Origin of the sequence: Streptomyces tropicalis, from assembly GCF_029269835.1 — a bacterium.
GTDB lineage: Bacteria > Actinomycetota > Actinomycetes > Streptomycetales > Streptomycetaceae > Streptomyces > Streptomyces tropicalis.
The window spans coordinates 32,244-57,068 of the sequence record NZ_JARJBB010000026.1 but is presented as its reverse complement, the minus strand read 5'-3'; the positions used below and the strand labels follow the sequence as shown (position 1 = coordinate 57,068).

Annotated in this window: 22 protein-coding genes; 6 read left to right on the top strand and 16 right to left on the bottom strand. The window is 70.6% G+C overall.

Annotated features, from left to right (window positions below):
• Window positions 1-56: 56 nt before the first annotated feature.
• The 3 genes from P3H78_RS29560 to thyX all read right to left on the bottom strand — a co-directional run bounded on the left by P3H78_RS29560 (window position 57) and on the right by thyX (window position 3,746).
• The gene (locus tag P3H78_RS29560) at window positions 57-1,742 is read right to left on the bottom strand and encodes a ribonuclease J (protein WP_276112240.1); all 1,686 of its coding nucleotides are present in this window, start codon (window positions 1,740-1,742) and stop codon (window positions 57-59) included.
• A gap of 165 nt (window positions 1,743-1,907) precedes the next feature.
• Window positions 1,908-2,807 (bottom strand): 4-hydroxy-tetrahydrodipicolinate synthase, encoded by a 900-nt coding sequence (gene dapA / locus P3H78_RS29555; protein WP_276112239.1) that lies wholly within the window; start codon window positions 2,805-2,807, stop codon window positions 1,908-1,910.
• A 198-nt stretch (window positions 2,808-3,005) separates the two neighbouring features.
• Window positions 3,006-3,746 carry an FAD-dependent thymidylate synthase gene (gene thyX, locus P3H78_RS29550; protein WP_276112238.1) on the bottom strand — a complete coding sequence of 247 codons (741 nt, stop codon included), beginning with the start codon at window positions 3,744-3,746 and terminating at the stop codon, window positions 3,006-3,008.
• Window positions 3,747-3,927: 181 nt separating this feature from the next.
• Here thyX and P3H78_RS29545 point away from each other — a divergent pair, with 181 nt between their 5' ends.
• Complete coding sequence (locus P3H78_RS29545; protein WP_276112237.1) at window positions 3,928-4,167, top strand: hypothetical protein; 240 nt, start codon at window positions 3,928-3,930, stop codon at window positions 4,165-4,167.
• 126 nt (window positions 4,168-4,293) lie between these two features.
• Window positions 4,294-4,848 (top strand): SCO5741 family PH domain-containing membrane protein, encoded by a 555-nt coding sequence (locus P3H78_RS29540; RefSeq protein ID WP_276112236.1) that lies wholly within the window; start codon window positions 4,294-4,296, stop codon window positions 4,846-4,848.
• Between the two features lie 78 nt (window positions 4,849-4,926).
• Here P3H78_RS29540 and P3H78_RS29535 read toward each other — a convergent pair whose 3' ends face one another.
• The 5 genes from P3H78_RS29535 to rpsO all read right to left on the bottom strand — a co-directional run bounded on the left by P3H78_RS29535 (window position 4,927) and on the right by rpsO (window position 10,477).
• Window positions 4,927-5,382: a tetratricopeptide repeat protein gene (locus P3H78_RS29535; protein ID WP_276112235.1), complete on the bottom strand. Its 456-nt coding sequence runs from the start codon at window positions 5,380-5,382 to the stop codon at window positions 4,927-4,929.
• Between the two features lie 11 nt (window positions 5,383-5,393).
• A complete protein-coding gene (dapB, locus tag P3H78_RS29530; protein WP_276112234.1) occupies window positions 5,394-6,146 on the bottom strand; it encodes a 4-hydroxy-tetrahydrodipicolinate reductase in 753 nt (250 codons plus the stop codon).
• Between the two features lie 79 nt (window positions 6,147-6,225).
• Window positions 6,226-7,605 carry a M16 family metallopeptidase gene (locus tag P3H78_RS29525; protein ID WP_276112233.1) on the bottom strand — a complete coding sequence of 460 codons (1,380 nt, stop codon included), beginning with the start codon at window positions 7,603-7,605 and terminating at the stop codon, window positions 6,226-6,228.
• Window positions 7,602-9,824 carry a polyribonucleotide nucleotidyltransferase gene (locus tag P3H78_RS29520; RefSeq protein ID WP_276112232.1) on the bottom strand — a complete coding sequence of 741 codons (2,223 nt, stop codon included), beginning with the start codon at window positions 9,822-9,824 and terminating at the stop codon, window positions 7,602-7,604. The genes P3H78_RS29525 and P3H78_RS29520 overlap by 4 nt, the downstream gene beginning before the upstream one ends.
• Before the next feature lie 365 nt (window positions 9,825-10,189).
• Entirely contained in the window at window positions 10,190-10,477 is a 288-nt protein-coding gene (rpsO, locus tag P3H78_RS29515) for a 30S ribosomal protein S15 (RefSeq protein ID WP_276112231.1), read from the bottom strand.
• Between the two features lie 271 nt (window positions 10,478-10,748).
• On the opposite strand from rpsO, the gene P3H78_RS29510 reads away from it, so the two are divergent.
• Window positions 10,749-11,051, top strand: a complete 303-nt coding sequence (locus P3H78_RS29510; RefSeq protein WP_276112230.1) for a DUF397 domain-containing protein — start codon at window positions 10,749-10,751, stop codon at window positions 11,049-11,051.
• 528 nt (window positions 11,052-11,579) lie between these two features.
• Here the strand turns inward: P3H78_RS29510 and eccD are convergent.
• A complete protein-coding gene (gene eccD, locus P3H78_RS29505) occupies window positions 11,580-13,088 on the bottom strand; it encodes a type VII secretion integral membrane protein EccD (protein ID WP_276112243.1) in 1,509 nt (502 codons plus the stop codon).
• Window positions 13,089-13,431: 343 nt separating this feature from the next.
• Between eccD and eccCa the strand changes: the two genes are divergently transcribed.
• Entirely contained in the window at window positions 13,432-17,403 is a 3,972-nt protein-coding gene (gene eccCa, locus P3H78_RS29500; RefSeq protein ID WP_276112229.1) for a type VII secretion protein EccCa, read from the top strand.
• 117 nt (window positions 17,404-17,520) lie between these two features.
• Here the strand turns inward: eccCa and P3H78_RS29495 are convergent, their stop codons facing one another.
• The 5 genes from P3H78_RS29495 to P3H78_RS29475 form a co-directional block, all read right to left on the bottom strand.
• A complete protein-coding gene (locus tag P3H78_RS29495; RefSeq protein WP_276112228.1) occupies window positions 17,521-17,820 on the bottom strand; it encodes a WXG100 family type VII secretion target in 300 nt (99 codons plus the stop codon).
• An 80-nt stretch (window positions 17,821-17,900) separates the two neighbouring features.
• On the bottom strand, window positions 17,901-18,194 hold the full coding sequence (locus P3H78_RS29490; RefSeq protein ID WP_438828065.1) for a WXG100 family type VII secretion target: 294 nt from the start codon (window positions 18,192-18,194) through the stop codon (window positions 17,901-17,903).
• A 153-nt stretch (window positions 18,195-18,347) separates the two neighbouring features.
• The gene (locus tag P3H78_RS29485; RefSeq protein WP_276112242.1) at window positions 18,348-19,520 is read right to left on the bottom strand and encodes a S8 family serine peptidase; all 1,173 of its coding nucleotides are present in this window, start codon (window positions 19,518-19,520) and stop codon (window positions 18,348-18,350) included.
• Window positions 19,521-19,646: 126 nt separating this feature from the next.
• The gene (locus tag P3H78_RS29480; protein ID WP_276112226.1) at window positions 19,647-21,404 is read right to left on the bottom strand and encodes a WXG100 family type VII secretion target; all 1,758 of its coding nucleotides are present in this window, start codon (window positions 21,402-21,404) and stop codon (window positions 19,647-19,649) included.
• A gap of 2 nt (window positions 21,405-21,406) precedes the next feature.
• Entirely contained in the window at window positions 21,407-21,856 is a 450-nt protein-coding gene (locus tag P3H78_RS29475) for a DUF2563 family protein (RefSeq protein ID WP_276112225.1), read from the bottom strand.
• 190 nt (window positions 21,857-22,046) lie between these two features.
• On the opposite strand from P3H78_RS29475, the gene P3H78_RS29470 reads away from it, so the two are divergent.
• Together P3H78_RS29470 and P3H78_RS29465 are read left to right on the top strand one after the other, a co-directional pair.
• Complete coding sequence (locus P3H78_RS29470) at window positions 22,047-22,337, top strand: hypothetical protein (RefSeq protein ID WP_276112224.1); 291 nt, start codon at window positions 22,047-22,049, stop codon at window positions 22,335-22,337.
• Window positions 22,338-22,344: 7 nt separating this feature from the next.
• Window positions 22,345-22,959 (top strand): hypothetical protein, encoded by a 615-nt coding sequence (locus tag P3H78_RS29465; RefSeq protein ID WP_276112223.1) that lies wholly within the window; start codon window positions 22,345-22,347, stop codon window positions 22,957-22,959.
• A 32-nt stretch (window positions 22,960-22,991) separates the two neighbouring features.
• Here P3H78_RS29465 and P3H78_RS29460 read toward each other — a convergent pair whose 3' ends face one another.
• Entirely contained in the window at window positions 22,992-23,591 is a 600-nt protein-coding gene (locus P3H78_RS29460) for a hypothetical protein (protein WP_276112222.1), read from the bottom strand.
• On the bottom strand, window positions 23,588-24,823 hold the full coding sequence (mycP, locus tag P3H78_RS29455; protein ID WP_438828066.1) for a type VII secretion-associated serine protease mycosin: 1,236 nt from the start codon (window positions 24,821-24,823) through the stop codon (window positions 23,588-23,590). Before mycP ends, P3H78_RS29460 begins: the two co-directional genes overlap by 4 nt.
• Window positions 24,824-24,825 lie beyond the last annotated feature (2 nt).

Below are 24,825 nucleotides of genomic sequence, written 5' to 3'. Positions count from 1 at the left end.
CCCCCCCCCCCCCCCCCCCGCCGCCAGTTCATGCGTACGAAGGATCGAACGCCGTGTCAGACCTCCACGACGACCGGGAGGATCATCGGCCGGCGCCGGTAGGTGTCCGACACCCACTTGCCCAGCGTGCGGCGGACGAGCTGCTGCAGCTGGTGGGTCTCCGCGACCCCCTCCCGGGCCGAGCGCTCCAGCGCTTCGGCGATCTTCGGGACGACGCCGGCGAAGGCCGAGTCGTCGATGCCCGAGCCGCGGGCCTGGATGTGCGGGCCCCCGGTGATCTTGCCGGTGGTGGAGTCCACCACGATGAAGACCGAGATGATGCCCTCGTCGCCGAGGATCTTGCGGTCCTTCAGCGCGGGCTCGCCGACGTCGCCGACGGAGAGGCCGTCGACGTAGACGTATCCGGCCTGCACCTTGCCGGAGATCCTGGCCTTGCCCTCGACCAGGTCGACGGTCACGCCGTCCTCGGCGATGACGATCTGGTCGTGCGGCACACCGGTCATGGCGCCCAGCTCGGCGTTGGCGCGCAGATGGCGCCATTCGCCGTGCACCGGCATCAGGTTCTTCGGGCGGCAGATGTTGTAGAAGTACAGCAGCTCGCCGGCCGAGGCGTGGCCCGAGACGTGCACCTTGGCGTTGCCCTTGTGGACGACGTTGGCGCCCCAGCGGGTGAGGCCGTTGATGACCCGGTACACCGCGTTCTCGTTGCCCGGGATCAGCGACGACGCGAGGATCACCGTGTCGCCCGGGACGATCCGGATCTGGTGGTCGCGGTTGGCCATCCGGGACAGCGCCGCCATCGGCTCGCCCTGGGAGCCCGTGCAGACTAGGACCACCTCGTGGTCGGGCAGGTCGTCCAGCGTCTTGACGTCCACGACCAGGCCCGGCGGCACCTTCAGGTAGCCGAGGTCGCGGGCGATGCCCATGTTGCGGACCATCGAGCGGCCGACGAAGGCGACCCGGCGGCCGTACTCGTGCGCCGCGTCCAGGATCTGCTGGATGCGGTGGACGTGGCTGGCGAAGCTGGCCACGATGATCCGCTTGCGCGCGCCGGCGAAGACCGTGCGCAGGACGCTGGAGATGTCCCGCTCGTGCGGCGTGAAGCCGGGGACCTCGGCGTTGGTCGAGTCGGAGAGGAGGAGGTCGATGCCCTCCTCGCTCAGCCGGGCGAAGGCGTGCAGGTCGGTCAGCCGGTTGTCCAGCGGCAGCTGGTCCATCTTGAAGTCGCCGGTGTGGACGACCATGCCCGCGGGGGTGCGGATGGCCACCGCGAGGGCGTCCGGGATGGAGTGGTTGACCGCGACGAATTCGCAGTCGAAGGGGCCGACCCGCTCGCGCATGCCCTCGGCCACCTCGAGGGTGTAGGGGCGGATGCGGTGCTCCTGGAGCTTGGCCTCGATCAGCGCGAGGGTGAGCTTGGAGCCGATCAGGGGGATGTCCGGCTTCTCCCGCAGGAGGTAGGGGACGCCGCCGATGTGGTCCTCGTGGCCGTGGGTGAGGACGATGCCCTCGATGTCGTCGAGGCGGTCCCGGATGGATGTGAAGTCCGGAAGGATCAGGTCGATTCCGGGCTGCTCCTCCTCGGGGAAGAGCACTCCGCAGTCGACGATGAGCAGGCGGCCTCCGTATTCGAAGACCGTCATGTTCCGGCCGATCTCGCCGAGGCCGCCGAGCGGGGTGACGCGCAGGCCGCCCTCGGGCAGCGCCGGCGGTGTTCCGAGTTCAGGGTGCGGATGACTCAAAAGACTCTCCTCAACCACGTACGCCACGTACCGGTGGGCACGTGGCGTGCGTGACGTTCGTGCAGAAGCAGTTGTCGTTGTGGAATGCAGGCACCGGGGTCCTGCTGTTCAGTTGTGGGTGCCCGGTGGCCCGGGCGGTGCGAGGAATCTCGCGAAGTCTTGTTGTCAGAGCTGTACCCCGCCGGCGGCAAGATCGATCTTGAGCTGTTCGGTCTCCTCGGGCGTCAGCTCGACCATGGGCGGCCGCAGCGGCCCGCCGGGGAGTCCCTGCAGGGCGAGCGCGGCCTTGGTGGTCATGACGCCCTGGGTGCGGAACATGCCCGTGTAGACCGGGAGCAGCTTCTGGTGGATCTCGGTGGCCTTCTGGACGTCGCCCGCGGTGTACGCCTCCACGAGGGCGCGCAGGTCCGGGGTGACGACGTGGCCGACGACCGAGACGAAGCCCACCGCGCCGACGGCGAGGAGGGGGAGGTTCAGCATGTCGTCGCCGGAGTACCAGGCGAGGCCGGAGTGGGCGATGGCCCAGCTCGCGCGGCCGAGGTCGCCCTTGGCGTCCTTGTTGGCCACGATCCGGGGGTGCTCGGCCAGCCGGACGAGTGTCTCCGTGTTGATCGGGACCCCGCTGCGGCCCGGGATGTCGTAGAGCATGACCGGCAGGTCGGCGGCGTCGGCGATGGCCTTGAAGTGCCGGTACAGGCCCTCCTGAGGGGGCTTGTTGTAGTACGGCGTGACGGTCAGCAGGCCGTGCGCGCCGGCCTTCTCGGCGGCACGGGCCAGCTCGATGCTGTGGTGGGTGTCGTTGGTGCCGACCCCGGCCACGACGTGGGCGCGATCGCCGACCGCTTCCACGACCGCCCGTACGAGCTCCGCTTTCTCCGCATCGCTGGTGGTGGGGGACTCGCCGGTGGTGCCGTTGACGATCAGGCCGTCGTTGCCTGCGTCCACCAGGTGGGCGGCGAGCCGCTGCGCGCCGTCGAGGTCGAGTGCGCCGTCCGCCGTGAAGGGCGTGACCATGGCGGTGAGGACCCGCCCGAAGGGGGTCTGCGGAGTGGAGGTCGGAGCCATGGGTAACACGCTACTCGCTGCTCAGGGCGGGGTCTGCCCGCGGGGCGGCCGACAAGTCGTGACAAAGGTGGAACCCGGCACTGCCTGCTCGGGGGTTCAAGCAGTGCCGGGTCCGTTTGATCAGGCTAGATGAACTTCTCTAAATGCCGCAATACGGACACTTCGCACGGCTGATCCGTACATCTGTCCCCGAGGCGGCTACGGCGCGACGCGACCGTTGGCATTGAAGGCCGCGTGGGTGAGCGGCATCAGCCGGGCCCACTCAGCCTCCATCAGCTCGCCGACCATCTCGATCTCCCGCTGCGGGAAGGACGGCACCTTCGCCAGCTCGTGCTGGGTGCGCAGGCCGAGGAAGTGCATCAGCGAGCGTGCGTTGCACGTGGCGTACATGGACGAGAACAGGCCGACGGGAAGGACCGAACGGGCCACCTCGCGGGCGACGCCGGCGGCGAGCATCTCCTGGTACGCCTCGTACGCCTGCCGGTAGGAGTCCTCCATCACCCGGCCGACGAGTTCCTGCTGGCCCTGGGTGCCCTCGACGAAGCGGTACTTCCCGGGGCGGCCCTCCTGGACCAGCTTGCGGGAGGCGTCGGGGACGTAGAAGACGGGCTCCAGCTCGCGGTAGCGGCCGCTCTCCTCGTTGTACGACCAGCCGACCCGGTGCCGCATGAACTCGCGGAAGACGAAGATCGGGGCACTGATCAAGAACGTCATCGAGTTGTGCTCGAAGGGGCTGCCGTGACGGTCCCGCATCAGGTAGTTGATCAGGCCCTTGGAGCGCTCCGGGTCCTTGCCGAGCTCCTCCAGGGACTGCTCCCCGACGGTCGAGACGCGCGCGGCGAACAGGACGTCGGCGTCGGACGCGGTGTGCTTGACCAGCTCGACGGTGACGTCGCTGCGGAAGCTCGGCTTCAGGTCGTCGGCGGGGGTGTCGGTCACGGGGCGGGGGGTCCTTCCATCACGTCTCTCGGGCCGCGAACACTCTACGGCCCGGCACCGACATCCGGGCGCCGGCGGCCTGCCGCGGGGAAGTCCGCGGAACAGGGCACCCCGGCGACGGTTCGTTCGTCTGTATGGAGGAGAATGAGTCGTTCGAACCTCGAAGAGAGAAGCACCCGAGATGTCCCGTCGGCGCGAGCCCGTCCCGTTCGCCTTCGTCTCCGAAGCCGACAGATTCCGCAGCAACGTCACGCCGCCGCCCCGTGAGCGGCTCTCGGCCGGCCGGATGGCCGGGCGCTGCCTGTTGGGCCTCACCATCGTCGCCGCGCTCGTGGGATCCGTGATCCTCGGGACGCCGGCGCTGTCCATAGACCGGTCCCCCGCCCAGACGCCCCAGTCGCAGGCCTCACCCGGGCACTGAGCCGGGGCTGCGGCGGCCCGCGGCGCGCGGGAGGCGCCTCCCATGGCCCCCCATGGGTGGTGAGCCGGCAGCCGGCCGGATAGCCTCACCGGGCACAGCCCACGCGTGGACGAGTGAGGACCAGCCGTGCCCCTGCCCTTCCTGACGGCCGACCGTGCCTTCGACACCACCGAGGACGTCGCGCTGCCCTTCGACGACCGCGAGCGCTGGCGGCGTCCGTACCGGCCCGGTCCGTGGCGGGTGGGCTCGGCCGCGCTGCTGCTCCTGCTGTCCTCGTTCGTGCTCTTCGCCGCGGTGATCACCGCACTGACCGGCACGGTGTCCGGCGCCGCCTTCTGCTTCGCGGTCGCCCTGGCCGTGATCGCCGGTGCGCTGCGGATGCTGCGCCAGGGCGTGTGGGTGAGTTCCCGCGGGCTGCGCCAGGTGGGGTTCTTCGTCAGCCGGACGGCGACGTGGGCGCAGGTCGGCAGCGTCCGGACGGTGCAGCAGCCGGTGCGCTGGCTCGGCCTGCCACGCACGGTGCAGGGGCAGGCGCTGGTCCTGGAGCGCGCGGGCGCGGCCCGGGGCGAGATGCCTCCGCTGCTGACCACGCACAGCGCGGACTTCCTGGCCCGCCCGGAGGCCTTCGACCGGGCGGCCGACACCGTGGAGGCCTGGGCCGAGGAACACCGGCGGGACTGACCGGGGCGTTCTCGTGCCGGTGGGCCCGGACCGCGAGCGCGGTCCGGGCCCACCGGTGTGTCGGGACGCCTCCGGCCGTCAGGCGGACTCGAAGGGCCGGCCGTCGTGCAGCGCGATGGCCCGCTGCATCGCCTTGCGGGCGCGTGGGGTGTCCCGGGCGTCGTGGTAGGCGACGGCCAGGCGGAACCAGGTGCGCCAGTCACCGGGCGCGTCCTCCGTCTCGGCCTTGCGGCGGGCGAACACCTCGTCGGCCGAGTCGCGGTCGATGCGCCCGCCGGCGGTGCGCCGCAGCTCGTCGACGGGCAGGCCGCCCTCGGCGTCGAGCTCGGCGGCGAGCCGGTTGGCACGGCGCACGAACTGGGTGTTCTTCCACAGGAACCACACGCCGATCACCGGCAGGATCAGTACGGCGATCCCGAAGGTGACCGTCACCGGGGTGCCGGCCTGCAGGAGCATGACGCCGCGGCTGCCGACCAGGACGAAGTAGAAGACCAGGACGGCGGCCGTGACGAGGTAGGTGATCTTCGCGCGCATGACGGGTTCGCTCAGTTCAGGTCGAGGAAGTTCTCCAGGCCGAAGGTCAGGCCCGGAGTGGTCACCACGCGGCGCACGCCGAGCAGGACGCCCGGCATGAAGCTGCTGTGGTGGAGTGAGTCGTGGCGGATGGTGAGCGTCTCGCCCTCGCCGCCCAGCAGGACCTCCTGGTGGGCCAGGAGACCGCGCAGGCGGACCGCGTGGACGGGCACGCCGTCGACGTCGGCGCCGCGGGCCCCCTCCAGCGCGGTGACGGTCGCGTCCGGCGCCGGTGCGGAGCCGGCCCGGGCGCGGGCCTCGGCGATCAGCTGGGCGGTGCGGGTGGCGGTGCCGCTGGGGGCGTCGGCCTTGTTCGGGTGGTGCAGCTCCACGACCTCGACGGACTCGAAGAGCGGGGCGGCGATCTGGGCGAACTTCATGGTCAGCACGGCGCCGATGGAGAAGTTCGGGGCGATCAGCACACCGGTCTCCGGGAACTGCTCGAGCCAGCCCTTCAGCTGCGCCAGGCGGTCGTCGGTCCAGCCGGTGGTGCCGACGACGCCGTGGATGCCGTGGCGGACGCAGAAGTCCAGGTTGCCCATGACCGAGGCCGGATTCGTCAGCTCGACGGCCACCTGGGCGCCGGTCTCCACCAGCGTCTCCAGCTTGTCGTCGCGGCCGAGCGCGGCCACCAGCTCCATGTCCTCGGCGGCCTCGACCGCCCGTACCGCCTCGGACCCGATCCGGCCCTTGGCGCCGAGGACCGCCACGCGCAGCTTGCTCATCTCTTGCTTCCTTACCGAAGACGGGTTGCGGGCTGGGACCCCGGGGGGCCGCGCCGCGCGGCCCCGCCGGTGGCCCCGGTCAGGCGACGGCGGCCTGGAGCCGGGCGGCCTGCTTGTCCTTGAGCGGGCCGATGACCGACAGCGACGGGCGCTGTCCCAGGATGTCGCGGGCCACCGAGCGGACCTCGTCGGCGGTCACCGCGGCGATCCGGGCCAGCATGTCGTCGACGGACATCTGCTCGCCCCAGCACAGTTCACTCTTGCCGATACGGTTCATCAGCGCACCCGTGTCCTCCAGGCCGAGGACGGTGGAGCCCTGGAGCTGGCCGACGGCGCGGGCGATCTCGTCGTCGGACAGGCCGTGCTCGGCGACCTGGTCGAGTTCGTCGCGGCAGATCTGCAGCACGTCGTGCACCTGGCTCGGGCGGCAGCCCGCGTACACGCCGAAGAGTCCGCAGTCGGCGAAGCCGGACGTGTAGGAGTACACGCTGTAGGCCAGGCCGCGCTTCTCGCGGACCTCCTGGAACAGGCGCGAGGACATGCCGCCGCCGAGGGCCGTGTTCAGTACGCCGAGGGCCCAGCGGCGGTCGTCGGTGCGGGCCAGGCCCGGCATGCCCAGGACGACGTGCGCCTGCTCGGTCTTGCGGCCGAGCAGCTCCATCCGGCCGGCGGCGCGGACGGTGCGGCGGCCCTCGCGGGGTCCGATGGGCTCGGCCTGCGGGGCGCGGAAGGCGCTCGCCTTCTCGAAGGCGGCGCGGACCTGGCGTACGACCTTCTGGTGGTCGACGTTGCCGGCGCAGGCGACGACGAGGTGGGTGGGGTCGTAGTGCTTGCGGTAGAAGCGGCGGATGCGGTCGGCGGTGAGCGCGTTGACCGTGTCGACGGTGCCGAGGACCGGCCGGCCGAGCGCGCTGTCGCCGAACATGGTGTGCGCGAACAGGTCGTGCACGCAGTCGCCCGGGTCGTCCTCGGTCATCGCGATCTCCTCGAGGATCGCGCCGCGCTCGACGTCGACGTCCTCCTCCAGGATCAGCGAGCCGGTGAGCATGTCGCACACGACGTCGATGGCGAGCGGCAGGTCGGTGTCGAGCACGCGCGCGTAGTAGCACGTGTACTCCTTCGCCGTGAACGCGTTCATCTCGCCGCCGACCGCGTCGAGGGCGGCGGAGATGTCCAGGGCGGACCTGCGGGCGGTGCCCTTGAAGAGCAGGTGCTCCAGATAGTGCGTGGCGCCGTTGAGCGAGGGGGTCTCGTCGCGGGAGCCGACGTGCGCCCAGATGCCGAAGGTGGCCGAGCGCACGGAGGGCTGGGTCTCGGTCACGATGCGCAGGCCGCCGGGGAGGGTGGTCCTGCGGACGGTGCCGATGCCGTTGGTGCCCTTGATCAGGGTTTGGGTACGGGCGACGGCCCGCGCCTCCGAGGAGGTGCGGGCCGTCGCCTTGAAGCCACGGGACGTCACTTGTCGGCGTCGTCCTTCTTGTCGTCGCTGGAGCCGTCCTCGCCCTCGATCACCGGAACGAGGGAGAGCTTGCCGCGGGAGTCGATCTCGGCGATCTCGACCTGGACCTTGTGGCCCACACCGAGGACGTCCTCGACGTTCTCCACGCGCTTGCCGCCGGCGAGCTTGCGGATCTGCGAGATGTGCAGCAGACCGTCCTTGCCCGGGAGCAGCGACACGAACGCACCGAAGGTCGTCGTCTTCACGACGGTGCCCAGGTAGCGCTCGCCGACCTCCGGCATGGTCGGGTTGGCGATGCCGTTGATCGTGGCGCGGGCGGCCTCGGCGGCCGGGCCGTCGGCGGCACCGATGTAGATGGTGCCGTCGTCCTCGATCGTGATCTCGGCGCCGGTGTCCTCCTGGATCTGGTTGATCATCTTGCCCTTGGGGCCGATGACCTCGCCGATCTTGTCCACGGGGATCTTGACGGTGATGATCCGCGGGGCGTTCGGGGACATCTCGTCCGGCGTGTCGATCGCTTCCATCATCACGTCGAGGATGTGGAGGCGGGCGTCGCGGGCCTGCTTGAGGGCCGCGGCCAGGACGGAGGCCGGGATGCCGTCCAGCTTGGTGTCGAGCTGGAGGGCGGTCACGAACTCCTTGGTGCCGGCGACCTTGAAGTCCATGTCGCCGAAGGCGTCCTCCGCACCGAGGATGTCGGTGAGGGCGACGTAGTGCGTCTGGCCGTCGATCTCCTGGGAGATCAGACCCATGGCGATACCGGCGACGGGGGCCTTGAGCGGCACACCGGCGTTGAGCAGCGACATGGTGGAGGCGCAGACCGAGCCCATGGACGTCGAGCCGTTGGAGCCGAGGGCCTCGGACACCTGACGGATCGCGTAGGGGAACTCCTCGCGGGTCGGCAGGACCGGCACGATCGCGCGCTCGGCGAGCGCGCCGTGGCCGATCTCGCGGCGCTTCGGGGAGCCGACGCGGCCGGTCTCACCGACGGAGTACGGCGGGAAGTTGTAGTTGTGCATGTAGCGCTTGCGGGTCACCGGGGAGAGGGTGTCCAGCTGCTGCTCCATGCGGAGCATGTTGAGGGTGGTGACGCCCAGGATCTGGGTCTCGCCACGCTCGAACAGCGCCGAGCCGTGCACGCGCGGGATGGCCTCGACCTCGGCGGCGAGCGTACGGATGTCCGTGACGCCGCGGCCGTCGATGCGGACCTTGTCCTTGATGACGCGCTCGCGGACCAGCTTCTTGGTCAGCGCCCGGTAGGCGGCGGAGATCTCCTTCTCGCGGCCCTCGAACTGCGGGAGCAGCTTCTCGGCGGCGATCTCCTTGACGCGGTCCAGCTCGGACTCGCGCTCCTGCTTGCCGGCGATGGTGAGCGCCTGGGCGAGCTCGCTCGTGACGGCGGTGCTGAGGGCCTCGAAGACGTCGTCCTCGTAGTCCAGGAAGATCGGGAACTCGGCGGTCGGCTTGGCGGCCTTCGCGGCGAGGTCCGACTGCGCCTTGCACAGGACCTTGATGAAGGGCTTCGCGGCCTCGAGACCGGCGGCGACGACCTCCTCGGTCGGCGCCTCGGCGCCGCCCTTGACCAGCTGGATGGTCTTGTCGGTGGCCTCGGCCTCGACCATCATGATCGCGACGTCGCCGTCCTCCAGGACGCGGCCGGCGACGACCATGTCGAAGACGGCGTCCTCGAGCTCGGTGTGCGTCGGGAACGCGACCCACTGGCCGTTGATCAGCGCGACGCGGACGCCGCCGACCGGGCCGGAGAAGGGCAGACCGGCCAGCTGCGTGGACGCGGAGGCGGCGTTGATCGCCACGACGTCGTACAGGTGGTCGGGGTTGAGCGCCATGATCGTGGCGACGACCTGGATCTCGTTGCGCAGGCCCTTCTTGAAGGACGGGCGCAGCGGGCGGTCGATGAGGCGGCAGGTGAGGACGGCGTCCTCGGAGGGCCGGCCCTCGCGGCGGAAGAAGCTGCCGGGGATCTTGCCCGCGGCGTACATCCGCTCCTCGACGTCGACCGTCAGGGGGAAGAAGTCGAGCTGGTCCTTGGGCTTCTTGGACGCGCTGGTGGCCGACAGCACCATGGTGTCGTCGTCCAGGTACGCGACGGCGGAGCCGGCGGCCTGCTTGGCCAGGCGGCCCGTCTCGAAGCGGATGGTGCGGGTGCCGAAGGAGCCGTTGTCGATGACGGCCTCGGCGTAGTGGGTCTCGTTCTCCACTAGCGTTTTCTCCGTTACATGTCGTCTTTGGTCCCGTCGGCCCGTATGGCCGGGGGACGGTGACGGAGAAGCGCGCTTCCGGTGCGGGCCGGTCTTCGATCGAAGCACCCGGGATGCGGTCCCCGGGGGCCACTACCGAGGACCGGCGGCGGCGAGGTGCGCTCCTCCTCGTGCGTGGGGCGTGCCGGGGACCCGCCCGAACGGGTGGGGCCCCTCACGCTGCGTCGTACGTACTGCGTTGTGCTACCACACTACAAAGCGTCGGTGACACTCCGCACGTTTCCGCACGTACGACGGAGGTGTGCCGTACCTACGGCAAAGGGAGCGGCTCCCTGTCTCCCGGGAACCGCTCCCTTCACGGCGTACTACTTGGCGCCCGCCGCACCACGGCGGATGCCGAGGCGGTCGACCAGCGCACGGAAGCGCTGGATGTCCTTCTTGGCGAGGTACTGCAGCAGACGGCGGCGCTGACCGACCAGGATCAGCAGACCACGACGGGAGTGGTGGTCGTGCTTGTGCATCTTGAGGTGCTCGGTCAGGTCGGTGATCCGGCGGGACAGCATGGCGACCTGGACCTCGGGGGAGCCGGTGTCACCCTCCTTGGTACCGAACTCGGAGATGATCTGCTTCTTCGTGGCGGCGTCGAGCGACACGCGTACTCCTCAATAGTCTGTGAGTGGCCACCGAGTGCCCCCGGTCTGCATCTCGAGGGAGCTTCCATGACTCGGAAGGCGGGGATCCGCTGGGCGCTGCCCCCAGGTCCCGTGAAGGGTCCCGGAGGTGCGTACACGAACGGCCGTCACACAGGGTACCAGGCGGTTCCGGCCGCTCCGGCACCTCTCCCCGGAATCGTGCTGGTGGGAGCGCCCGGCCCACTAGGGTGACGCTCGACCGGTACGGACGTCGGGAAGGGGACGCTGCGGCATGGCGGAGACGGAAGCCGAGATCAGGGCTCGCAAGGAGCGCGAGCGGGACGAGCTGTACGCCCTCGACATCTCCGGCGCCCAGTGGCACGGCGCCCCGGGCACGGAGGCGCACGAGGAGCGCGTCGAGATCGCCTACCTCCCCGAGGGCGCCGTGGCCATGCGCTCCTCCCTCGACCCCGGCACGGTGCTGCGGTACACGGAGGCCGAGTGGCGGGCGTTCGTGCTGGGGGCACGGGACGGGGAGTTCGACCTGGAGCCGGCGCCGGAGGGCGGCGGGACGGAGGCGGGGGGCACGGGCTGAGGGGGGTGTGATCGGCCGGGGCACCCCTTCCCCCGCACGTGGGGTGCTTGATGTCGTCCGGTCCCGGAGCGGCCGCTGCCGCGCCCTCGGCGGACCCGTTGTGGTGCGCGGTGGACCACAGCACGCCCACGACGCTCAGGGCAGCGACGAGAACCAGGGCCACCGCGCCCCCGACGAGCCGTCGGCCGCGACCGTGGACTGGGTGTATAGGGAGGGGGCGGGCCGAGACTCACGCGGCAGGGTCCCTTCGTCGCACGGCCGGCCGCATGCCGGGGCGTGCGCTGTTGCGTCGGGTGGGGGGTGAGGTGGGCCGCCTCGTCGTGGGCGCGACGGTCGCGTGCACGTCCCGGGCGCCCGGGGCCGGCGGGATCCGGGGCGCCAGGGCGAAGACCTGCCGCCCTGGAGTCGGGGCGGCAGGACGAAGACCTCGGCAGGCGCCGTGCACCGGCCTGGGAACGCGCCGAGTCCGCCGCGTGGCACTCGGCCGCTCGGGGGGACGGGCGCGGACGGCGCCGACTTGTGCCCGGATCAGCCCGTCATCGAGCGGACGGTCGCGTAGACGTTGAAGACGGCCAGCGTCAGCGGGACCAGGGTCAGCAGGACGAAGCTCTCCGCGATCTCGAGGAAGCGGCCCCAGAAGGGAGTGACCCCCCGGCGCGGCGTGATGAGGGCGATCGCGGTCACCAGGGCCGCCGCGGCGCCGACCACCGCGGCGAGCCACACACTGCGGATGTCGAGGCCGGAGGTGTCGCCCTGGAGTGCTTCGATCACATAGGACCTGGGGGGATTCAGTGCGAGGCCGAGCCCGAGGAAGACGAGACCCGCGAGGCCGGCGGCCAGAACGACGGCGACCTGGGCCGTGTACCGGAACAGGCCGGCGCGCATGATCAGGGCGACACCGGTGGCCAGCGCGAGGAGTTCCGCCCAGATGTTGCTGGAGAAGCCGAGGACGATCGACGCGCCCACGGCGACGAGCGCGCAGCCGCCGACGAGACCGATGAGGAGTTCGTGACCGCGGTGCGCCTGCGCGGCGATGCGCTCGGCGTCGACGGTTTCCTGCGGGCCCTGCTCGCCCGAGGCGTAGCCCCCGCGGGCCGGGCTGGGGGGCTGGAAGCCGATGGGCAGCCGCGCGAAGCGCATCGACAGGGCGGGCAGGAAGGCGAGTGCGCCGACCGCGACCGGGGCGCCCACGGCCGCCGTCTCCACGGGCCGGATGTCGGTCAGGATCGCGATGAAGGTGGTCACCAGGCCGATCGCCGAGGCGAAGACGAAGGCCACGAAGGGACCGTCGCCGCTCGGCGCGACCAGCGTGAGCACCACGGCGGTGATCAGTACGGCGGTGCAGGCGAGCAGGAACTGCAGCCGCCCGGTCCCCTGGCCCGCGGACAGGGGCAGCAGTCCGGAGCCGGCCACGGCGATGTTCGGCAGCGCCCCGAGCCCGAGGGCCACGGCGGAGCCGCGGTCGTCGTACACGCGTGCGCGCACGCAGGCGACGGTGGCGAGGAGGACGCCGGCGACGGCGGCCAGGACACCCTGCAGGCTGTGCATGTCGTGCCGGAGCTGGGAGCTCCAGGCGACGAAGGCGAGCAGAGCGGGCAGGAGCCCTCCCGCGACCAGGCCGGCGGCGCGGGTGAGGTCGCCGCTCCACAGGGCGTGGTCCCGGGTGACGGCCGAGGCGACCGCCTCGGAGACGTCGTCGAAGACCGCGGGAGGCAGGGACTCCGAGAACGGGCGGAGCGTGAGCAGTTCGCCGTCGAGGATGCGCTGCGCCGCGAAGGAGCGCGCACTGTCGAGGACGGCGCCGTCGCGGCGCACGAGGTGGTAGCCGACGGGCGCCCCCTCCGCGGCGCTCTGACGGGACAGCCGCAGGATCTCCGGGTACAGGTCGGCGACCGGTACGTCGTCGGGCAGCGCGACGTCGATGCGGCTGTCGGGCGCCACGATGGTGACCCGGCAGAAGCCGAAGCCGGTGCTCGCCCCCGAAGGGGCCCCGGTGCCCGGTCCGGCGTTGGCGCCGGCCGGTGCGGAGGCCGTCATGCTCACCTGCTGTTCCCCCTCGTCGCTGGTGCGGCCGGCCATTCCTGCGCCGCGCCGCACCGGCCGTAAAGATCCTGTGCACGTTCCTCGCGGGTTTCCGTCACGGCACCCGCACCGGCGGTCGACTTCGCCACCGGGACCGGGGCTCACGGAGGACACGTGCTTCGTACGTCGCGGATTGCCCGGTTTTCCCGGGCCGATTCGCACCTGCTCACATGTCTCACCGGCACCCTACCGCCCGTCACCGTCCGCCGTTGTCAGTAGGATCGCGGTTCGCGATCGGCGTTCGCCTGAGACGGGGCGGCGGACAGAAATTCTCGGTCGTCAAGAGAATTGGTGCGTAGTGAGCCAGATCATCGTCAAGCGCCCGCCCAGGGTTCTGCCGAAGGACGTGCCCACGGAAGATGTCGTCCTGCAGCCCCCGCCGGAGCTTCCGCGGGGTCAGCAGGAGGGCGCACTGATGCAGTTGCTGCCCATGCTCGGCATGGGCGGTTCGGTGGTCTTCTTCTTCAACCCGCAGGCCCAGCCCTTCATGAAGATCATGGGCATGGTGATGGTGGCGTCCACGATCGCCATGGGAATCTCGATGCTGGTGCGCTACCGCCGCGGCAGCCAGGGACAGATGGCCGATCTGCGGCGCGACTACCTTCGCTATCTCTCGCAGACCCGGCGCAGCGCGCTGGACACCGCGCGGGCGCAGCGCGACGCCCAGTTCTTCCTGCACCCTTCGCCCGAGCAACTGTGGGCGCTGGTCGCCGAGGGCAGCCGGGTGTGGGAACGGCGTTCCGGGGACGAGGACTTCGGGCAGGTCCGGGTGGGCCTCGGAGCGCAGTCCCTCGCCACTGCCCTGGTGGCACCGGAGACCGGTCCGGTCGAGGAACTGGAACCGCTGACCGCGGGCGCCATGCAGCGCTTCGTGTCCTCCCACGGCACGCTGGACGCACTGCCGATGGCGGTCTCGCTGCGCGCCTTCTACCACGTGACGGTCAGCGGGCAGCAGGACACCGTGCGCGGCGCCGCGCGTGCGATCACCGCCTCGCTCACCTCGCTGCACTCTCCCGAGGACCTCGTCGTGGCGGTGGCCGCCGGTCGCGGGTCCGCGCCCGCCTGGGAGTGGGCCAAGTGGCTGCCGCACGTGCAGGTTCCGGACACCGCGGACGGCGCCGGCAGCCGGCGTCTGATCACCACCGACCCGACGGAGCTGGACGACCTGCTCGCCTCCCGCCTCGAGGGCCGGCCGCGGTTCCACCCGGGCGGGCCGCCGGTGCCCGAGCAGCCGCATCTGCTGGTCGTCCTCGACGGTGTCTCCCTGCCGCCCTCCTCCCTGCTGGCCGGGCCGGAGGGCCTGCAGGGGGTCACGGTCCTGGAGATCGTGCCCGGTGACCTCGCCTCCGGGCGCGGCGACCTCTCCGTGATCGTCCGGCCGGAGGAGCTGCGCCTGGAGTCGGCGCAGGGCATGGTCTACGAGGGCACTCCGGACGTCCTGTCGTACGAGGCGGCCGAGGCCCTGGCCCGCCAGTTGGCGCCGCTGCGCATGGCCTCGGGCGGTGACGACGACGAACCGCTGCTCGCCAACCTGGAGTTCACGGATCTGCTGAGCCTCGGCGACGCCGCGTCCGTCGATCCCCGGCGGACCTGGCGCCCCCGTGCGCAGGCCGACCGGCTCCGGGTGCCGATCGGCCTCGGCGAGGACGGCCGCCCCGTGATGCTCGACCTCAAGGAGGCGGCACAGGAGGGCATGGGCCCGCACGGACTCTGTGTCGGCGCCACCGGTTCCGGCAAGTCCGAACTGCTGCGCACCCTGGTGCTGGGCCTCGCGGTGACCCACTCCTCGGAGACCTTGAACTTCGTCCTCGCGGACTTCAAGGGCGGCGCCACCTTCGCGGGCATGGCGCAGCTTCCCCATGTCGCGGCCGTCATCACCAACCTCGCGGACGACCTCACCCTCGTCGACCGCATGGGCGACTCGATCCGCGGCGAACTCAACCGCCGTCAGGAGCTGCTCCGCGACGCGGGCAACTACGCCAACATCCGCGACTACGAGAAGGCACGCTCGGCCGGCGCCCCGCTGCAGCCGATTCCGTCCCTGGTCCTGGTGATCGACGAGTTCAGCGAACTGCTCACCGCCAAGCCGGACTTCATCGAGATGTTCGTGCAGATCGGCCGGATCGGCCGATCGCTCGGCGTGCACCTGCTGCTCGCCTCGCAGCGGCTGGAGGAGGGCCGGCTGCGCGGCCTGGAGACCTACCTCTCCTACCGCGTCGGTCTGCGCACCTTCTCGGCCGCCGAGTCGCGTGCGGCGCTCGGTGTCCCGGACGCCTACGAGCTGCCGAACGTGCCGGGGTCCGGATTCCTGAAGTACGGCACCGACGAGATGGTCCGCTTCAAGGCGGCCTACGTCTCGGGCGTGTACCGCACGGGCGCGCAGCAGGCGGTCGCCGCGGGCGGTCCGCTGCCCGTCGACCGCAGGCCGGTCGTGTTCACCGCGGCGCAGGTGCCGGTGCAGTACGCAGCGGTGCCCCGCCAGCGCAAGGAGGTCGTGCGGGAGCAGAAGGACGACGCGCTCGCCGACACCGTGCTCGACGTGATCGTGCGCCGGCTGGAGGCGCAGGGCCCGTCCGCCCACCAGGTGTGGCTCCCCCCGCTGGACAGCCCGCCGTCACTGGACTTCCTGCTGCCCGGTCTCGCCCCCGAGCCGGGCCGGGGCCTGACCCAGCCCGGGTACGACGGCGCGGGCCGGCTCGTCGTCCCCGCCGGTCTCGTCGACAAGCCCTACGAGCAGCGGCGCGACCCGCTGTGGGTCGACTTCGGCGGTGCGGCCGGCCACATGCAGATCCTCGGCGGGCCGCAGTCCGGCAAGTCGACGCTGGTCCGCTCCCTGATCGCCGCCTTCGCGCTCACGCACACCCCTCAGGAAGTGCAGTTCTACGGGCTGGACTTCGGCGGTGGCGGGATGTCCGCGGTGGCCGGTCTGCCGCACGTGGGTGGTGTCGCCTCGCGTCTGGACCCGGAGAAGGTGCGGCGGACCGCGGCGGAGGTGTACGGCGTGATGACGCGCCGGGAGGAGTACTTCCGCTCGGCGGGCATCTCCTCCATCGCCGAGTTCCGTGCCCGGCGGGCCAGTGGTGACATCTCGGTGACGGACCAGCCCTGGGGCGACGTGTTCCTCGTCATCGACGGCTGGGGCAACTTCCGCACCGACTACGACGCCCTGGAGCCGGTCGTCCTGGACATCGCCGCGCGCGGCCTCGGTTACGGCATCCACCTGGTCCTCACCGCGTCGCGGTCCATGGAGGTGCGCTCCAACCTCAAGGACCACCTGATGAACCGGCTGGAGCTGCGGCTCGGCGACCCGATGGACTCCGAGTTCGACCGCAAGGTCGCGGCGAACGTGCCGACCGGGGTGCCCGGTCGTGGTCAGACCGCGCAGAACCAGCACTTCATGGCGGCGGTGCCCCGGCTCGACGGTCTCTCCTCGGACACCGACCTCGCGGAGGCGACGGCGGCTCTCACCACCGAGGTGAGCCGGCACTGGCAGCAGCCGGGTGCCCCCGCGGTGCGTCTGCTGCCCCGCGAATTCCCGGCGGTCCAGCTGCCCCCCGGCGACCGCTTCCCGCGGCACGGCATCGCGTTCGCCCTGGACGAGGACAACCTGGAGCCGGTCTTCGTCGACTTCGACCAGGACCCGTTCTTCCTCGTCTTCGGCGAGAGCGAGTCCGGCAAGTCGAACCTGCTGCGGCTGCTCATCAAGGGCCTGACCGAGCGGTACGACGGCGACTCCTGCAAGGTGTTCGTGGTCGACAACCGCCGGTCGCTGCTGGGTGTGACCCCGGACTCGCACCTGGCGGAGTACATCCCCATGTCGAACCAGATGCAGCACCACATGGACGCGCTCGCCGACCTGATGCAGCGCCGGACGCCCACGTCGGACGTCACTGCCGAGCAGCTGCGCGAGCGCAGCTGGTGGCGGGGCCCGACGGTCTATGTGGTCATCGACGACTACGACCTGGTGTCCACGTCGAGCGGCAACCCGCTGGCGGGACTGACGGAGCTGCTGCCCTTCGCACGCGATGTCGGCGTGCGCTTCATCATCGCCCGTTCCACGGCGGGCGCCGGCCGGGCGGCCTACGAGTCCTTCATGCAGCGCGTCAAGGAGCTCGGCGCGCAGGGTGTCGTGCTCGCGGGCGACCCCGGCGAGGGCGACCTGCTGGGCGGGGTGCGACCCCGCCCGATGCCGGCCGGCCGGGGCGTGTTCGTGTCCCGGCGGCGAGGGAAGCCGCTGGTCCAGATCGGGCTGGCGGACGAGACCGCGTGAACCCCGGAAGGGGCCCGTACCCACTGGGTACGGGCCCCTTCCGTGTCCGGCACCGCGGAGACGACGACAGGGTGGGCGCCTCCCGCGCGCGCCCACCCTGCTGCGACGTCCCGGCGCCTAGCGGAAGTAGCCGGCCGCCTTCTTGTCGCCTTCCATGTAGGTACCACCCGCCGTGTGCACGGTGTGGCCGATGGTGGTCAGCGCGGTGTGGATGTGGGTGGCCTCCTTGTCCCACTTGGCCAGCTCGGTGGTGAAGGTGGACTGGGCGTCGCCTTCCCAGTACTGCTGGCTGCGGACCACCATCTGCCGGAGCTCCTGCAGGTCCTGCTCCAGGTTCTTCGCCTCGTTGCCGATATGAGTCGCCGTCAGGTCGAGAGCGTCGTACTTGACGGACAGGCCGTCAGCGTTGGTGCTCATTCCGCAAAACCTCTTTCCGCTCATGAAGCTTCTGATGTACGGCCGGTTGTCCGGTCCGTGGTGAGTGACGCGCGTGCCGCTCAGTGGTGGTACGAACTGAACACGGACACCGGAGCACCGTCGTGAATATCGATCTTGTTGACAGCCGCGCGCACCTCGTCCTCGCTGCCGTCCTTGATCTTGCGGGTCTTGTTCATCGCCTCGATGACATCGGTGAGGATCTTGCCGATGTTCTGAAGGGCCACGTTGATGGCCTGCTGCTTCTCGTTGAACGCACTGCGGCCGATGCCGTCCCAGTGCCCCTTCTCCAGGCTGTCGATGATGCCCTGCAGCTTGTGCGCCCGCTTCAGGATGTGCTCGTACTTGGTGTACATGTCCTTTTCGAGCTTGACTACCGCTGCATCTTCGAGCTTCTGCTTACCGGCCATCGCCGTAACGCCCCTTCCTCTGTTCTTCCTCAGTCCAGCTGTCGCGCCCACCGCCCGATTGCAGTGGCACGTATTCCGATCCCCCGAAGGACCGAAGACTCACGCGGAGCGGCGTGCCCGCAGGACGGCGAAGCCGGCACCGCCGATCACCGCCAGCGCGGCGACGGCGCCTGCGACAATCCACATGCTGGTGCTGCCGTCCGACGTACGCGTATCCGACGCCGCCGGACCGGCGGCGCCGTCCGCGGCGCGTGCCGAGGACCTGGCGGCCGGGGCCGAAGGAGCCTTCGTGTAGAGATCCACACCGTCCTGTGTGTTCTCCTTCGCGAGCGGGTCGGCGTAGGGTGCTCCGGCCGTGTAATGCGTGTTCTCCAGGACCTTGCGGGGCCGCACTCCGCCGTACCCGAGGTACTTGCTGGGACGATCCTCGGGCCAAGTTCGGCCGGCGGTGTCTATCAGTGACCGAACCACCTGGTTCACCGTCCAGTCAGGGTGGGCGGACCAGATCAGGGCCGCCGACGCGGAGACGATCGCAGTGGCCGGGCTCGTGCCGTTTCGGTTGTCGCAGTACGAGCGGAAGGACGCGTCGCACCAGCCGGGGATGCCCTCGCCCGGGGCGACGACATCTACGGCGTTGCCGGACGAGGCGAACTTGGACACCGTGCCGGACTTGTCGGTGGAGGAGACGCCCAGCACGTAGGGGTAGCCCGCGGGATAGTCGATGAAGCCGCTCCCCCCGTCCTGGGCGTTGTTGCCGACCGCGGCAACGAGGAGCTTGCCCTTCGACGCCGCGTATGTGACGGCAGCCTCGTCCTCATCGGTGGTCATACCGCCGAAGGACATGTTGATGATCTTTGCATCGGAGTCGGCAGCCGCCCTCAGCGCCTTCCACGCCTGGGGAGTCCGGTCGTTCGCCGCACCGCTCTTGAGACCAGCGAGGCGCACCCGGTAGGGCACGATCTTCGCGCCCGGCGCCAGCCCGCGCAGGCCACCGCCCGCACCGGTGCCGGCGATCAACTCGGCCATGCTGGTGCCGTGGCCCGAGTAATCCTGCGTGGCCTGGTAGGAAACTGCCTTGGGCACGTCGTCGACCAGCACCTGCCCTCGGAGCGAGGACGTGTTCGGGTTGACGCCGGTGTCGATGACGGCAACCTTCACCCCCTTGCCGGTGCTGGTCCTCCACATGTGCTCGGCCTGCATCGAACCGAGGTACCACTGCTTCGACGCGGTGTCGGAGGCGACGGCACTCGGGGCGAGGCCCACTCCTCCCATGGCCAGGGAGGCGAGGGCCGCGCCCGCGACCCGTCCGCGCGCTCCCCTGAGCGTCCCGCGGGGGACAGCCCGTGCGCCTCGGCGGTCGATCCCTGAGTTCATGGTGATGTCGGTCCTCGTCTGCGTTCAGTTGACGGCCGGCGGCACGTCGCGCCGGGAGTTTGTGGTCAGGTGCGTCTCTTCGTCCTCGGCCGGACGGTCGGGGCGTGCCGCCTCGCGGCCACGTGAACGATCGGACGCGCGTCCCAGGGCCGTGCCGCCGCGCGTCATCCCGCTGCCCTCGGCTCGGGAGGCGGAGTTGCGGGCGGCAGGCCTGCCGGTGACCCCTTCAGAGGCTGCCGGGACACTACGGGCAGTGGTCGCGCCGGTACCGTCCGGCCGTGTCGTGGACTCGGGCGTCCCGAACACGCCTCGCCGGGCGAGCCGTCCGGTGGAGGCCTGCGGGCCTCCGGTCTCCTCCGCACCGATCACCGTGCCGCGGGGAATACGCGAGCCGCCCTTGGCAGGTGTCCCCGCGGTGTTCGTGGGTCGTCCACCGACCACGCCGTTCGACCGGCCTGCGCCCGTGGTCGGCCCGGTGTTGGCGCGGGGAGCCGAGGTCCCGGCGGCCCTGGGCGTACCTCCGGTGACGGCACGCCCCATCGGGGTGGTGGCCTTCTCCTGAGCGGACATTCCCTTCCCGAGTCCCTGGCCGGGGGAGGGGCGAACCGGCTGTCCGGGCATCGCCCTGCCCAGAGAACGCTCGCTCGCGGAGGTGCCGGAACTCGTCGTACCCGCACGCCCTTGGACGGAGAACGGGTTGCGGAATCGTCCCGGGCCGCCTGCGCCTCCGCCGGGGATGCCCGGGGAAACAGGGAGGTAGCCGGTTTCGGACCGTCCACTCGGGCCGCCCGCGGTGCTCGTGGGTCCAGGCTGGTAGGGGGTGTGACCCGTGTCAGGAGCGGACGCCGGCAGAGTGCCCGCGCTGTCGATGACGGTACCGACCGGCGCATCCGGGTGGATCACATGCTCAGGCCCCTGCCCGGAAGGCTGGGGCATGACGCCCGGGTGATGCGGGAGGCTCTGGCCGGAGGTCCCGGTGATGGTGTGATGGCTCACCGCGACCACGCCGGGGTGAGTCGCTGCTGCGCCGTGCGCAGAGCCGCCGGAGCCAGCTCCGTCGGCGTACGACGTCGGCTTGGGCACGCCCACGTCGGGCATGGAGGTGAACTCGGGGGCCCGCTGGTTCCAGGACTCCAGCTGGTCCGTGGACACGGCGTAGTAGGACGACAACCTGTTCATCTGATTGATCGCCTCTTGGCGATGCTTCTCCACTCGGACCGCAGTGGTGTAGTCGTGGTTGCTGTCCATCTGCTTGGACTTGGGGAAGCTCTTGGGCCGGGGTGCGTTCGTCGTGTCGCGGGGCGGCATCGCATGACGCACGGACGCGAGCCCGACGGCAGCAGCACTGATCTGATCACCGGCTCCCCCAGCGAAATCGCTGAGGCTGTGCGCGTCCTTGACGAGGGAGCGCCCCCATGCACGGAAGGCATCGCCCGACTCGCCGACCCACTCGACGTGCTCGATGTGGCCACTCAGTTCTTTGGCCGCCGACTGGATGGCGTCTCGGGCGTCCCACAGGGCTTTGCCGGAGGTCTCGAGGTCCTCGGGGTCCGTCTGCTCGACAAGATCGAGCATGTGGTTGAGGGGGCACTCCTCGAAGTTCGTCCGGCCGTGCATGGCCTTTCCATACCCGGTGGAGTCGACCACGGCGCGCAGCGGTTCGATCACGAGATCGCTGAAGAGTCCACCACCCCGAGGCTGCGCCTCGACACCCCGCGCAAGGTCGGTGAAAGAGTTCTGATGAGAGATACGGTCGAGGTCTGACTTATGGTTGTCGGCCATGCTCAGTACCCCGCACCCGTCTTCGGAACGCCCATGTGCCCCTCGTTCGAGGAAGACTGCTGCAGCTGCTTGATCTGCGTCTGAATCTCCCAGAACCGGCGGCGCTGCTCCTCTTCCAGGTTCTGGAAGCCTCGGTGCGCGCCTTGCACGGCGATACCGATGGCCTCGATCTGGAGGTGCAGAGTCTTGGACAGGCCCGTGAGCTTCTCGTGGACGTGGTTGTACTGCAGATACAGGGCGTGCGCCTCCGGGAACGCATCCTGGGTCCCACTGTTCAGCGAGCCGGCCCTGATCGTCTGAGCACCGACACGTGTCGGATTCCCAGCCGACGACTCCAGGCGGCGCAGGACGGCGTCCACGCGCTTCTGGAATGTCGTCAGCGCCTCGTTGCTGGCTTTCAGGTTCGCCGCCCTGGTGGCCGACGCGCCTCCCACCATGTCCGCCGGAAGCACGACGCTCCTCCCCGTCACCCCGTCACGTCATTGCCTGAGGCCGATCAGCCGCTCTCCGTACGATCGCAAACCAACGCGCACCTCACAACGCGTTTACCACTGTAGTCACCCGGTCGACCGGGGCCAACCGAGGCATGTGTTAGCCCAGTTACAAGTCCGTCCCAGCGCCCGCGGTTTGTACCGTTTGCGCATGTGCTGCGAAGGTGCGGGACTTGGACGGCGACCCCTCCTGCGCCGGCACGGCCCGCAGGGCGCGACCGCGGCCGCCGCGCCCGGCTCGACGCCGGCGCCCTCCACCGAGCCTCCGCATGCGGTGGACGCGGCCGCCCGCAAGGCAGGGCAGAGCGCGGGCCACCACTACCCGCTGGTCGAGGCGTCGGTGGCCACCTCCGCCGAGGCCGGATTCGACAGCGCCCGTACGAAGGTCCACGACTACTTCGACGGTGAAGGCATCCCCCGGAAGCTCGACACGGAAGACTGAAATCGACATGATGCGCAGCAGGTTTCTGCCGATTGCCGGAGCCGTCCTCGTGCTGGCCCTCATCAGTGGGCTCGCGTACGCCCTGAGGTGGCCGCCCTTCAGGGCCGGGGGAAAGGTCGAGGCGGCCGACGTGTGCACGTCGCTGGGCGATGCCTCACGGGCTGCCGCCGCCCTGAACGTGATCCTGCCGGCCGCGCCCTCCTACGCCTTCGACGAGGGTCCGACCGACCTGAGGTCCGACACCACTGACAGCTCGTACGAGACAGGCTGCTTCGTCAATGGCGGTGGCCGACAACTCCTCAGCACACGCGTCGAGTTGCTTGAGTACGGCACACCCGGCACGTGGCAGAGGGAGAATGTCGGGCAGTTCGCCGCGGCGTCCTCGCTCAGAGCCTTCGACGCGGGAGACAGGGCGATCGCCTCGGACGGGGTCGCAGCCATCTACGTCCCGTGCACGGCTCGCGGGGCCAACCGTCATCTGAGCGTGATCGTGCAGCTCAAGCGAAAGGGTGACGTCGACCGGTCGGCACTGCGCCGGGGGCTCATCGCGCTCGCCAAGAACGCCGCAGCCTACGCGCACGGGAAAGCCCGCTGTGAGCTGCCGGGCAGGCTGGGCGGTTGAACACCTCCGTCAAGGGGACGGCGTTCGTCCCGTCAGCACGCTCCCCTGCTGCTGGTGACGGCGAAGCGGAACATCGGTACCGTCACGCCGTCACCGCCTGAGATACCCGGCGACACCCAGTCGTCCTTCTTGGAGTGGGTGCGGGTCACGTGCAGGCAGTAGGAGGCCTCCGCCCCGGACGCCGTGACCGTGTACCGGGCGTCGGCAGCCCCGTTCGTCCCCGTGGGAGCGGCGTTCACTCCGCCCTCCGGAGCGTCCCCGCCGCCCTTCTGGACGACCTTGTCCTCGATCATCGAGGCGTACTCGGTGTCGAAGTCGCCGTCGTCGCCGTAGATGTCGCCCTCGCGGGACGTGCCGTCGAGGGCGTACGCCGCCTGCTCCACGGCGCTTGCCAGTTCGCCGTCGCTCCACGCGGCGGCGTCGTCGACGGACACGAGGCGGAAGCCCGAGAAGACCAGAACTCCCGCCAGGGCGAAGAAGACGACCCGGGCCAGAACGAACGAGGCATCGGGCAGCTCGGGCGCCCCGGGGCTGAGCCGGCGCCGCCAGGCCCGGACCCATGCGCTTCTCAGGCAACCCGCCAGCGCCATGACGGCTGCGACGGAGAAGCTGACGACCACCATCGTCGTCATGCCGTGCCTCCCGTCCGCGACCGCCTTCTGCGCGCGTCCCGTACGGCCACCGCCGTGCCACCGAGACCCGCGACCGCCACCAGGGCTCCGACGGCCACGTACGTGCCGAGACGGGCGTCGCGTTCTTCGGCGGTCTCGCCGAAGTGCAGGGGGGTGACGGTGGGGGCCTCGGCTCGGGTCACTCCGCCCTCGGGCAGCGGTGACTGCACCGGGTGCGCCGGGTCGACGTCGGTGAGGGCCTTGACCGGGTCGACGACGCCCCAGCCGACCAGTCGGTCGCGGCCGGGGACGGAGCGTTCCGCGGTCTGCTCGATCTGGGCGACGATCTCGCCCGGCGTCCACCGGGGGTACTTGGACTTCAGGAGCGCCGCCACCGCGGCCACGTAGGGTGCGGAGAAGCTGGTGCCGTTGTCGGAGCAGTGGCCTCCGCCGGGGACGGTGGAGATCATGTCGACGCCGGGAGCGGCCACTCCGACGAAGTCGCCCGACTGGGAGAACGGGGCGCGCTCGTTGTTGCGGTCGGAGGCGGCGACGGCGAGCACTCCGGAGTAGGAGGCCGGGTACGTCACCTTGACGTTGCCGCCCAGGCCGTCGTTGCCGGCGGACGCGACCACCACCACGCCCCGGCCGACGGCGCGCTCGACGGCGCGTTCGAGGAGCGAGTCCCGTTCGATGGCCTTCGCCGTGTCCTGGGAGATGTTGACGACGCCCGCGCCCTCCGAGACCGCGTGGTCGATCGCCTGGGCGAGGGTGGTCGAGGTGCCGTCGCCCTCCGCGTCGTTCTGCTTGACGGGGATGATCGTGGCGTCGGGGGCGAGCCCGACGAAGCCGGTGCCCTTCAGTGGGCGGGCCGCGATGATCCCGGCCACCCGGGTGCCGTGGCCGACGGTGTCGGTGATGCCCTTGGGGCTCCCGCGGTCGATCTTCTCGCCCTTGCCGTTCTTGTCGGGCAGCAGGTTGCTGCCCCGGGACGCCTCGACCGCGTTCCTGAGCTGGGGGTTCTTGACGTCGACTCCGGTGTCGATGACGGCGACCCTGACGCCCTTGCCCGTGGACTGGGCCCACAACTGGTCGAGGTTGACCCGCTGCAGCGCCCACGGCCGCCCCGCGTAGTTCTTCGACGGGAAGGTGCACTGCCCGTCGTCCGCACGGGCGGCGGCCGGGGGAAGGGCGAGCACGGACGTGGCCGCCGTGAGAGCGGTCGCGGCCGCGAGGGCCGCGGAGCGGCGCACGG

What these genes read in the sequence shown, in the direction of transcription:
- dapA (WP_276112239.1), bottom strand. Translation starts at nt 2,807, where the DNA reads ATGGCTCCGACCTCCACTCCGCAGACCCCCTTCGGGCGGGTCCTCACC.
- P3H78_RS29545 (WP_276112237.1), top strand. Translation starts at nt 3,928, where the DNA reads ATGTCCCGTCGGCGCGAGCCCGTCCCGTTCGCCTTCGTCTCCGAAGCC.
- P3H78_RS29535 (WP_276112235.1), bottom strand. Translation starts at nt 5,382, where the DNA reads ATGCGCGCGAAGATCACCTACCTCGTCACGGCCGCCGTCCTGGTCTTC.
- dapB (WP_276112234.1), bottom strand. Translation starts at nt 6,146, where the DNA reads ATGAGCAAGCTGCGCGTGGCGGTCCTCGGCGCCAAGGGCCGGATCGGG.
- P3H78_RS29510 (WP_276112230.1), top strand. Translation starts at nt 10,749, where the DNA reads ATGGCGGAGACGGAAGCCGAGATCAGGGCTCGCAAGGAGCGCGAGCGG.
- eccD (WP_276112243.1), bottom strand. Translation starts at nt 13,088, where the DNA reads ATGACGGCCTCCGCACCGGCCGGCGCCAACGCCGGACCGGGCACCGGG.
- P3H78_RS29495 (WP_276112228.1), bottom strand. Translation starts at nt 17,820, where the DNA reads ATGAGCACCAACGCTGACGGCCTGTCCGTCAAGTACGACGCTCTCGAC.
- P3H78_RS29490 (WP_438828065.1), bottom strand. Translation starts at nt 18,194, where the DNA reads ATGTACACCAAGTACGAGCACATCCTGAAGCGGGCGCACAAGCTGCAG.
- P3H78_RS29485 (WP_276112242.1), bottom strand. Translation starts at nt 19,520, where the DNA reads ATGGGAGGAGTGGGCCTCGCCCCGAGTGCCGTCGCCTCCGACACCGCG.
- P3H78_RS29480 (WP_276112226.1), bottom strand. Translation starts at nt 21,404, where the DNA reads ATGGCCGACAACCATAAGTCAGACCTCGACCGTATCTCTCATCAGAAC.
- P3H78_RS29470 (WP_276112224.1), top strand. Translation starts at nt 22,047, where the DNA reads ATGTGCTGCGAAGGTGCGGGACTTGGACGGCGACCCCTCCTGCGCCGG.
- P3H78_RS29465 (WP_276112223.1), top strand. Translation starts at nt 22,345, where the DNA reads ATGATGCGCAGCAGGTTTCTGCCGATTGCCGGAGCCGTCCTCGTGCTG.
- P3H78_RS29460 (WP_276112222.1), bottom strand. Translation starts at nt 23,591, where the DNA reads ATGACGACGATGGTGGTCGTCAGCTTCTCCGTCGCAGCCGTCATGGCG.